Genomic DNA, 11,064 nt, shown 5'->3' with positions numbered 1-11,064 from the left:
ATCCTATATTTATTTTGTCATTTACTCCTTATATTAATCTGATTTGTTTTGATTTTTTGGTTTATATGTCTGGTAATACCAGTTTGGACATATAAAAACATAATATTTGTTTTTATGGTTAAAACTACGGCGAATAATTAAATTGTAAGTAAATATGTCTAAGAGTAGGCTTGCTGGCACTTTAAAATTTTCAACCCGTAAGTATTTAACCTATGAGCAACAATAAACTAGACGCAACGTATAAACGTCTGCGTTGGCAGATTATTATTACTACCTTTCTGACATATACAGTGATGTATATTTCACGTAAAGCCTTCGCTGCAGCAGCACCGTTATTGATGACCGATTTGGGTATGACAACGGTTCAATTTGGTTTAGCGTCTTCGATTTACTACATTTTATACGGCGTATCAAAATTTAGCTCTGGCCTTCTTGCCGATAAAATTAACCCTCGTCTATTTCTTGCTCCAGTGTTGGTGGTGATTGCCATTATCAACGTAGGCATTGGTATGACTAACAGCGTTAACATGCTGCTTGCTCTGTATTGTTTAACAGCGGTTGTTCAAGGTTGTGGTTTCCCGCCGATTGCCAAAGCGATCAGCCAATGGTATTCAAAATCAGAGCGTGGTGGTTGGTACTCGCTTTGGAATACATCTCATAACGTAGGTGGTGCGCTGGCGCCGCTTATTGCTTCAGCGGTGATTGCGTACACTGGTAACTGGCGTTACGCATTTTATGTACCAGCCGCAATTACTGCAGTTCAAGCTATTATTGCGGCTATTCTTATGCGTGGTAAGCCAGAAAATTACGGTTTACCGAACGTTGGTGAATGGCGTAATGATACTAAGCAGCTTGAGATCAATCAGCGCTCTGAAGCCGGTCTTAGCATGTGGGTGATGTTTAAGCGCTACATTCTAACGAACCCTATTATTTGGTTAGCGATTGGCGGTGACTTATGTATTTATGTGATCCGTACTGTGACGAACGATTGGGTAAGTGTTTACTTCGTTAAAGAGCTAGGTTGGGATTTAGTCAAATCTAACTCGCTAGTGGCTTGGTTTGAAGCGGGCGGCATTTTAGGTGGTTTAACGTCGGGTATTATCTCAGACAAATTCTTTGGCGCAGATCGCTGGAAAACCATTTTGATTTATAGCTTTGTCTTAATCGCAGGTATGGTTGGAGTGGTATTTACTATCCATATTGATTACATGCTAGTGGCACTGTGTTTCTTCATTATCGGTGCTGGTATTTATGCGCCTCAAATGTTGTTTGCGTTAGGTATCATTGAAGCGTCTCACGCTGATGGTGCAGGCGCTGCAACGGGCTTAAAAGGTGGTGTAACTTATATTGGTGCAGCACTTGCTGGTGCGCCGATTGCGATGATTGAAACCGCTTACTCTTGGAGTGGTGTATTTACCTTATTAGGTGCGATTGCTGTGACATTAGTGGTGTTAACTTGTGTGATCATCCGTGTTGATAGCAAACGCCTACCAATGTAAATTACGAAGTAAAGAGAATAAAAAAGCGACCAGATGGTCGCTTTTTTTGTATCGGTTAGATAGCGATTAACGAATAGAGTTCAGCATGAAATCCATCACAGGATCGATTTCTGCGTCCATGGTTAATGCTTTTGGCAGGTAATCAGGTTGTTTTAAGATCCCACGCTCGATAAGTTCATCAAGGAGTGGCTTAAACTCAAATCCAGTTTTACCAATAAATAGCGATGTTAAGTCTTCATTTTGATACGCATGGATCGCATCTTTCAAACCACGTAGGTATAAGAAGTCTTTTGTGAAGCCACCACCACGGTAAACACGTGCGGTTACGGTGAAGGCTTCATCATCGCTTACACCGTACTCGTGTTTCAAGCTGTTGAAACAGTCATTAAAGGTGTCGCCATTTACCATCATCTCTACTGCTACTACACGTAATGCCAATGTTTTGAGGCGGTGTAGTGGGAAGCTACCTGATAAGTGCTCACACAGGATAGCAAGGCCTTCTTGTGTATGGGTGTTACCAGGTAAACCTAATTGTAAGATCTTCAGTGGCTGACGTTCAGCATTCACCGACGTAACTAAGTGCACACCCAGTTCATGATGGATCAAGGCATCAAGATCGCCTTGGCTGAAACGACTGTTAGGGTTCACCTTGATGGTTTTACCGCTAACCATTGCACGGGCAATCAGCTGCTTTGAAGAAACGATCTTACATGGAATATCGTAGTCTTGTGCTGCTTCTTTAAATGCTTCAATCGCTTCTTTAGCACTGATGGTCGCTGGTTGCTGCTCTTTATACTCACATGCGTGAAGAATGAACTTCGCATTCGCAATGTCACGCTCATCAGGCTGACCGTAGTAACGTAATGAGTTATATAAGAACTCATCAGTACCAATACTACAAAGTAGATCGATACGTACTGCTAACTGGTCAATCACCTTACGATACATTTTCTGTACGTCAGCATCGCGAATACCTTCTACCGGTAAACGGTAAAGTTGTTCACGGAACTTGTATGGATCCAAGTCCAGCTGACGGTAAGTAAACTGCGGATGATAAGTGTGCGGTTTACTTAAGAAGCGGCGTTTCTCTTGCTTTAAGTTCGTCGGGTTAATGTAGCTCAGGGTATTGATACCACGAGCAATACGGTATAACTGACGATCAAGTTTAAGCACTTCTTTTGATAGATTCGATGCTAGTAGATCGCTACCAGTTAAGCCTTTTGCTTTCGTGCGTTTTGTTACTGTAAAAGCCGCGTGCTCCGTGATCACGGTTTTCATCGACTCTTTCAGCTTTTCAATTACCAGTGGGTAGGCTTCGCCACCTTGCTCATTCATGAAAATCTTCTTCACTTCAATCGGTAAGATTAATGTGTTGCTGAAGTTTTCTTTAATGAAGGTTGCTTGGTAACCCATACCTTTGAAGACATCATTTTCTAATGCCGTCACTTCAAGGTTTGGTAACTCAACGTTATTCAAGCTTTCAAGTAAAACGTCGATCTCTTTACGCCAGCGACGGCAATTAACTTGCTTTGTGCCCACGTTAAAGGTTGGTGTTTGTGCATCAATACGCTGGTGGTTATACGAGTGAATGTCATATACCAGACAAAGACCAAACTCTTTTTCTAACGTTTCCACTAAACACTTAAGAATGCGGTAGTAACAGCTATGTTTGTCATGGCTGATCGCACGCTCTTCGGGTGTTAAAGGCTCAAGCCATACATTTTTACCCCAAGCATCTTCATAAATACAGTTGCTTGGATCACGGTTTAAGTCGTATTCGTAACGAGAATCTTCACCTTGAAGAACGATTGGCAGCGATGAAATAAAATCGCCAGTAAATGGATCTTCTTCAAAGTAGCGCTCTTCTTCAGATAGCGCACATTTTTCTTTTAATTCTCCACGAAGGTTATGACCATGGTGAATAGCGGTAGCAATATAAGGTTGGTATTCGCTTACACGAATACTCAAGCTACCATCACCAAGCTCAGCTTCAAATGGAGTAAGGTTACGGATTTTCTCCAGAACCTCTAACTCAGTATGCAGCATCAGCAATTACCTTACGAAAATCGTTTTTACGCGCAATGCCGATCTCTTTCGCCATTACTACGCTTTCAGCAAAATCAAGCACGTTACGCTGAAGTTTTACGCGGTTTAGACGGTTAATACGTGTAATACCGCCAGGGCTTAATACGTTAACTTCAACTAGTTTGCCGTTAATAACATCAAGACCAACAAAGTACAGACCGTCGCGCACTAGCTTAGGACCAATGTGTTTACATAGATCAAGCTCTTGCTTAGTTAGTGTGTGTTTTACTTCACGGCCGCCAGCGTGGATGTTTGAGCGAACGTCACCTTCAGCAGGTACACGACGCATCGCACCAATTGGCTCACCGTTTAGTACAAGAATACGTACGTCGCCTTGCTCTGCACCTTCAATGTAATCTTGTAGGATCACATAGTTCTCGTCGTCACCAATGTAGAAATCAAGTAGTGATTTGACGCTTGATTTTGCGCTTTTCTCAACCAAGATAACGCCTTTACCGCCGTAACCGTTCAATGGTTTTAGGATCATGCGCTCTTGGGTTGATTCTTCTAATACACGCTCAAGGTACTCACGGTTTTTCGATACGTGCGTTGCAGGAATAAACTCATGGTTTGGATCAGGTAGTGATGCTGTGTATAGCTTGTTGTTTGCTACACGTAGGCCATCAATATCGTTAATGATAAAGGTGTGTTCACGAACTGAATCCAAGAAGTTCAATGCCATGGTATCTAGCGGTGGGTTAGCACGCATGAAGATAACATCGAAGCCCGCAAGTGGTAACTCAGCTTTATTAAATTCCGCTTTACGGTAAAAGCTAGGGATATTGTTTGATACATCACCTTTCTTTAATACGTTACAGAAAGCAATTGCCATGCTGTCGCGCATAGTTAAGTTACTTGGTGTTGTAATTGCAACCGTGTGTCCACGACTAGCTGCTTCATGGATTAGACGTAAAGTTGAATCGTTTTCTGCTTCAACTTTGTCCCACGGATACATAACAAAACAAATTTTCATAGCTATACCAATAAAGTGCCTGCAATTTTCACAGGCTATTAAAAAGAAATAAGCCATCACACAAATGTGGGATGGCTTCATTGTTACTCGATCAAAGCAGAGGAAAGGCTTCCTCTGGGTGATTAATAGTCTAAATCGCTATCACTACTATCACCATCGGCATCATCATCGTCGCCGTATGCGCTATTGCTAGAACGCTGTGATACGCATAATGTGTAACTGCGTGCTTTATGATTGGTGTGATTTAGGTATTTTAACCAACACTTACCAAATTCAGACACTGCTGCTTGCTGGCCTAATACTTCAGCAAGGAATTGAGTTTCAGACTCATCGATAGGTTGCGTAGTACCTTCATGTAAGGCACGCATTGTGCGTCCATAGTTCTCTAAGACGCTGGCCTCACTAATTGTGAAAACCCCCGAGCGATTAAAGCCACGTGGGAAATTTTTATCGTCGTAAAATTTACCTTCACTTCTCATTCATAAAGTCCTTGATGTGATTTGCGGTGATATTTATCCAGCCTTGGTTATTTGTAAATCAAAGTATTTTTATCTTCACGATTAAAAAAACTGATTAAAATATGTGTTAAATCATCATATCGGTTAACAACGAGATTAAGCTCTTGCTAATTAGATATATAATGCTTAAATAGCGCAATAATCACGCTATTTATCCTTCTAATTCTTGAGAATTTCGCTGTGGATACAGAATTACTAAAAACATTTTTAGAAGTTACAAAAACTCGTCATTTTGGACGTGCTGCTGACAACTTATATTTAACCCAATCTGCCGTTAGTTTTCGTATTCGACAACTAGAATCTCAGCTCGGTAACCCGTTGTTCTCTCGTCAGCGTGGTAATGTGCATTTAACGGCAGCAGGTGAGCGTCTACAGCCTTATGCGGAAGCAATTTTGCAAACTTGGGGACGTGCCAAACAGGATGTAGCGTTAACTGATAGTTTGAACACCCAATTGGCGATCGGTGCTTCTCCTTTATTTTGGGAATTTGATGGTATCTCGGATTGGATCAATCAGATCTATGCCAACATTCCTGGATTGGCGTTACGTTTAGAGTCAGTAAAGCGTGAAGGAATGGCAAAACGTCTTTTTGATAAGAGCATTGATTTGTTTATTACCAGTGAGCCGCCAAAAATTGAAAACTTGAATGTACGTAAAGTACGAGACTATCAGTTGCAGTTGGTGACGAATAAAGAAGGCTGCGATTTACATAGCACTCGTGATATTCCGTTGGTGTTCTTAGATTGGGGTACGCGTTTCTCTGTTGAGCATAGTCGTATTGCTGAATTGCAACGTACACCTATCATGCATACCCATTCAGTAAAGATGGCACTTGATTATATTTTGGCAAATGATGGGGTTGGTTATTTACCATCACCTGTTGTTGCTAATGCTAAACAAGCGGGCTTACTACACTTGGTTGAAGATGCACCAGTCATGGAGCAAAGTTTGTATTTAGTGTGGCGAGAAGATAACGAAAAAGAGGACTTGATCAAGGCTTTGGTCGATGTTCCATTTAAGAATGTGATCGAAAACATTTGATAAGTTTTTTTTGTTCTAAGCAGTAAAAAATCTTGTTGTACAGAAAGCGAGATTCTGAATTAGTCTTAGAAAAAATACGGTTCAAGCAATAAATCAGGCGAAAAGCTAACAAGGTTGTTGTCACTGATTTAAAAGAAAAGCTACGTATTTTTGTCACAATAGAGCATTAATATTGCGTGTGTTCTATTTATTAATTACTTACTCTGGATGTAGTTCAGGAATCGCAAATGGCTAAGTTAGACCAAAAGTTTCATAAGGGCAGCAAATCAAAATTCAACTCTGAATTTAATGATGATTTTTATGATTTGAATCAATCTCGTAACAAGAAGAAACGTCGTGTTTCACGTTCACGTTCTGAGAGTCCGGAGTACAGCGATTTCGATTATTAATCCATATTAGTTCTCGGCAATAACAGATATCAAAAAGGCGTATCCAATGGATACGCCTTTTTATTTGTCTGCTGAATGTATCGCAATTACTTTTCTTCGCTTAGGGCCGCGTAGCGATGCAGTAATTCAGTCAGTACACTGATCCAACCAAACGCATTTTCAGGTGCGTTAGCTAAAATCTTTTCAACCTCTGCACAATGTTGTTCCAGCGTTACTGCTTCTTCTAGTTGGAATGAAATAGCGTAAAAGTGCCATAGGATCAGGCGTGTCATACGCTCTGTATTTTGCTTTGCATTTTCTGATTCTGAAAAAGCTTCCTTCACTTCACCTAGTGCGACTGCCGTCATACGTAACATGGCATCAAACTGCGCTGACTTTAGACGTTCTTCACTGTCCACTTCTTCTTGTTCGAAAGTAAAGATTTCTTGCATCACATCTTCAGGCACCATACGGCCGATCACACGTAAGCTAAATTCCTCAAGTTCATGGCGAGGCATTGTTAATAGGCAGTTTAAAGTATAATCGCGTTGCATAGACATCTCTGAGCGCCTGTTGGCTAGATTAAAGTAAAGGGGTACTATTTTGGATGATTTAAGAGAAAATTGCGACTAAAAGCGCAAATGGGAGTGATGTTATAGCGCTTTTGATGAAAGCTAGCTGACGGTACACAGCGAAAATCACTGCGACATGACAGGAAAAATCATACAATACAGAACTGACATACGGATGACATGATCATTGAGTAATCAGATTATGTTTACCACAACTATATTGATTTCTATATAAGGCAATAATTTAGCAGCGAGTTTTATTTCTATTTCATTGATTGTAAAGTGCTTTTCAATCATTGATGCTGCTAAGTTGGATAAATTAATGACGTCAAATAATCAACAGCCTGATAAAAAGCAGGATACTAAGGCGCAACCATCTTCGACGCGTCACTTCATTAAACGCAGTTTGCTTACCGTCGCTATTGTCGGCGGTGTGGGTATGGCTTATTTAGGTAATAATTTAAATAAAACCATCAGCGAAAAGTTTGCAGGACAATTGTGGCAATTACCTTCAGTTGTTTATGCGCGTGAACTGGCGTTACAACCGGGCTCTCCAATTAGTTATAACGCATTGGTAAATGAGCTAAAAGTATTGGGTTATCACAAAGCGGCACATCCTGATCAAAGTGGTGAATATAAGGCGAATGGCTGGAGCGTAGAGTTTGTACGTCGCCCATTTAACTTTAAAGAAGGCGCTGAAGGTGCCCGTCATGTTTCTGTTTCTTTCAATAGCGAAGGGATCAGTAAGATGATGGATTTAGATACCAATAAAGAGCTGGGCTTCCTTCACATTGATCCGAAGATGTTAGGGATGCTAGAAGGCAATACCGATCAGCAGCGTATCTATTTACCGCAAGATAAAATGCCGAAACTACTGGTAGAAGGCTTGGTTGATACGGAAGACCGTCATTTCTATGAACATGATGGTATTTCATTAATCGGTATTGGTCGTGCATTTTTAGCGAACTTAAAAGCGGGTCATACTGTTCAAGGTGGTAGTACCTTAACGCAGCAGTTGGCGAAGAACATGTTCTTATCCAGCGAGCGCAGCTTATGGCGTAAGTTTAAAGAAGCCTACATGGCGATCATTATCGATTACAAATACGGTAAGGAAGAAGTGCTTGATGCCTACATGAACCAAGTGTATCTAGCACAATACAATGGTCGTGGTATTCATGGTTTTGCACTCGCTTCACGTTATTATTTTGATCGTCCATTATCTGAATTACGTCCAGATCAAATGGCATTAATGATTGGTATGGTGAAAGGGCCATCTTATTACAACCCTTGGCGCCATCCTGAGCGTGCGAAAGATCGTCGTAATGTGGTGCTTAAGATCATGTTTGATAACAAGCTGATCTCAGAAAAAGAGTACCGTTCATCGATTAAGTTGCCTCTTGATATTCAAGCGAAGGGACAATTAGCGAAACGCCAGCCTGCTTACTTTGATCAGATCAAACGTGAGTTGGAAGAAAAGGTCGGTGATGCATTTGAAGAGGGGAAAGGCTTCCGTCTGTTTACCTCTTTGGATCCTCAATCGCAGAAATTAGCAGAAGATGCTGTGAAGAAGATGATCCCGTTAGTTGAGAAACGTTCGGGTAAAGACTTACAAACAGCAATGGTGATAGCTGATCGTACAACGGGTGAAATTCGTGCCATGATTGGTGGTAGTAACCCTGACTTCCCAGGTTATAACCGTGCAATTAATGCGCAACGTCAAATCGGCTCGGTAGTGAAACCCTCTATTTACTTATCGGCATTGGAAGAGCCTGAGCAATATACCTTGGCTACTTCACTAAAAGATCAGCCATTATCGATTAAGATGAAAGATGGAGCAACATGGAGTCCACGTAACTATGATCGTAAATACCGTGGTGAAGTGCCTCTATTCATGGCATTAGCGAAATCATATAACGTACCGACAGTTAATCTTGGTATGGCACTTGGTGTGGATAAGGTTTCTACGACGCTGACGAAGTTGGGTATTCCTTATCAAGAGATCCCACAAGTACCATCACTGTTCTTAGGTTCAATTGCACTATCCCCATTAGAGGTAACGCAAATGTACCAAGCGATTGGTAATAATGGTTATCTTGCTCCGTTAACAGCGCTGAATGCGGTTGTTGATGAAAATGGTAAAGTGCTTTATCAAAACTGGCCAAAATCTTCACCTGTGGTTCCTAGTCAAGCGGCATGGTTAACGATGTTTGCAATGCAAGATACGGTGAAATTTGGTACTGCTCATTCATTGAATAAGCTGTTCCCTGATAGCCACCTAGCAGGTAAAACAGGAACAACTAACGATGGTAAAGATAGCTGGTATGTAGGTATTGATGGACGAGAAGTGGTAACGGTTTGGATGGGGCGTGACGATAATAAGTCAGCACACTTAACTGGTGCAACAGGTGCACTTCGTTTGTATACCGATTATATTCAACGTCGTAAACCTGAGCCGTTAGTGTTGCGTCAACCCGCTAATCTTGAAGCGGTGAAATACACCGTAGCGGCAAACGGCACGTACACTGAGAATTGTTCTGGTACAACTCGTATGCCGATTTGGGATCCAAGTGGTGACTTGAAGCAAAACTGTCAGGTTCAGCAGGTTAAACAACAGGCACAACAAGTGCAGAAGAAAGTAGAAGGTTTCTTTAATAAGTTGTTTAACTGGTAATTAAGCATATTCGTGTTAATAACGAGTCAATGCTCAAAAGAAAGGCTAAGTGTTCGCACTTAGCCTTTTTACTTGCGGTGGGTTTTGCATTTAAATAAAAAGGGAGCTGATACCAGCTCCCTTTTTACAATGTTGTCAAACTTTAGTTTGTCATACCCCATTTAAGGTCATCATCAAGCTCTTCAATGGCTTCGTCTAAATAGTTTTCCACTTGCTCTTCAACAAGACCATCCGGTTCTTCAAAGAAGGCAATATGGAAAATAGCATCACCTTCATTTACAAGTGGTAATGTCTGTTGACCAATCACGATCCCGCCTTGCGGGGCAATAACAGACACTTCGCTGCTGCCTGCTGGATCGCTAATAGTGGCGATGACCTGGTCTTTCGACACCTTCTCACCCAAGGCCACATGGGATCGAAGCAAGCCATCATAGTCGGCACGGATCCAACGGGTTGCTTTTGGCACCATTGGCTCGATAACTTTTTTACTACGACTGGTACGTAGCATATTCAAGTGGCGCATGACTTTAAGTACGCCCTGAACACCAGATCCTACTGCATGTGGGTCAAGACGTAACGCCTCACCTGCTTCAAATGTGATCACGGGTATGTTAAATGCTTCAGCAGCTGCTCGTAATGAGCCATCGCGCAAGCTTGCATCAACCACAACTGGCGAGCCAAATGCCATCGCCATTTCTTTTGCTAATGGATTATCAAGGTTCGCACGGATTTGTGGCAGGTTAGTACGGTAAATTGCAGCTGTATGCAAATCAACAACATGGGTTGCACGACGTACCACTTGATTAAAGTATTGGTAAGCCATACGACCAGCAATTGAGCCTCGCTCTGAACCAGGGAAACAGCGGTTTAAATCACGGCGATCCGGTAGATAACGTGATTTGTGAATAAAGCCGAAAACGTTCACAACAGGAACCGCAATGATAGTACCGTGTAGTTTGTTTAAATCGATTTTATCAATGACTTGGCGAACTACTTCAATACCATTTAATTCATCACCATGAATTGCGGCATTGATCAGTAATACTGGACCTGGGTGTTTACCATGCAGAATATCGACAGATACTGAAAGTGGTGAATGCGTATAAAGACGCGCGATTTCTAATTCACAATTAACATGTTTGCCTGCCTCAATAGTAAGGCCTGCAAATTCAAACGGAGGCGTTTTCTTAGCCATAGATATTTCCTGTATTCGGTAGTCTATATAAAAGTAGAAAGGATGTTGGATGCCGATAACACAAGCAGGTCAATCATGGCGCATACAATGGCAAAAAGAATAAGCGGAAATTGAATTTATAAATAGATAATTTGATCACACT

Annotated in this window: 9 protein-coding genes; 4 read left to right on the top strand and 5 right to left on the bottom strand. The window is 41.5% G+C overall.

Features of this window, described 5'->3' with window-relative positions:
• Window positions 1-212 precede the first annotated feature (212 nt).
• Entirely contained in the window at window positions 213-1,499 is a 1,287-nt protein-coding gene (locus E5A76_RS16825) for an MFS transporter (protein WP_107166140.1), read from the top strand.
• 66 nt (window positions 1,500-1,565) lie between these two features.
• On the opposite strand, the gene E5A76_RS16820 is transcribed toward E5A76_RS16825, so the two are convergent.
• The 3 genes from E5A76_RS16820 to maoP all read right to left on the bottom strand — a co-directional run bounded on the left by E5A76_RS16820 (window position 1,566) and on the right by maoP (window position 5,036).
• Complete coding sequence (locus tag E5A76_RS16820) at window positions 1,566-3,545, bottom strand: flavohemoglobin expression-modulating QEGLA motif protein (protein ID WP_053987565.1); 1,980 nt, start codon at window positions 3,543-3,545, stop codon at window positions 1,566-1,568.
• Entirely contained in the window at window positions 3,532-4,557 is a 1,026-nt protein-coding gene (gene gshB / locus E5A76_RS16815; protein ID WP_053987566.1) for a glutathione synthase, read from the bottom strand. Before gshB ends, E5A76_RS16820 begins: the two co-directional genes overlap by 14 nt.
• 122 nt (window positions 4,558-4,679) lie before the next feature.
• The gene (maoP, locus tag E5A76_RS16810; RefSeq protein ID WP_161119628.1) at window positions 4,680-5,036 is read right to left on the bottom strand and encodes a DUF413 domain-containing protein; all 357 of its coding nucleotides are present in this window, start codon (window positions 5,034-5,036) and stop codon (window positions 4,680-4,682) included.
• A gap of 219 nt (window positions 5,037-5,255) precedes the next feature.
• On the opposite strand from maoP, the gene hdfR reads away from it, so the two are divergent.
• Window positions 5,256-6,116, top strand: a complete 861-nt coding sequence (gene hdfR, locus E5A76_RS16805; protein WP_053987568.1) for an HTH-type transcriptional regulator HdfR — start codon at window positions 5,256-5,258, stop codon at window positions 6,114-6,116.
• Window positions 6,117-6,343: 227 nt separating this feature from the next.
• Window positions 6,344-6,505, top strand: a complete 162-nt coding sequence (locus tag E5A76_RS20435) for a hypothetical protein (protein WP_023935405.1) — start codon at window positions 6,344-6,346, stop codon at window positions 6,503-6,505.
• 86 nt (window positions 6,506-6,591) lie between these two features.
• Here E5A76_RS20435 and E5A76_RS16800 read toward each other — a convergent pair whose 3' ends face one another.
• Complete coding sequence (locus E5A76_RS16800; protein WP_107166181.1) at window positions 6,592-7,038, bottom strand: exoribonuclease R; 447 nt, start codon at window positions 7,036-7,038, stop codon at window positions 6,592-6,594.
• A 340-nt stretch (window positions 7,039-7,378) separates the two neighbouring features.
• Between E5A76_RS16800 and mrcB the strand changes: the two genes are divergently transcribed.
• Entirely contained in the window at window positions 7,379-9,727 is a 2,349-nt protein-coding gene (gene mrcB, locus E5A76_RS16795; protein WP_053987569.1) for a penicillin-binding protein 1B, read from the top strand.
• A gap of 142 nt (window positions 9,728-9,869) precedes the next feature.
• Here the strand turns inward: mrcB and E5A76_RS16790 are convergent, their stop codons facing one another.
• Entirely contained in the window at window positions 9,870-10,922 is a 1,053-nt protein-coding gene (locus E5A76_RS16790; protein WP_161119627.1) for a succinylglutamate desuccinylase/aspartoacylase family protein, read from the bottom strand.
• Window positions 10,923-11,064: the final 142 nt, after the last annotated feature.

The sequence above is a fragment of the Photobacterium lucens genome (assembly GCF_009873615.1).
GTDB lineage: Bacteria > Pseudomonadota > Gammaproteobacteria > Enterobacterales > Vibrionaceae > Photobacterium > Photobacterium lucens.
Note: the sequence above shows the minus strand (reverse complement) of the source record. Positions and strands in the feature narration are given on the sequence as shown.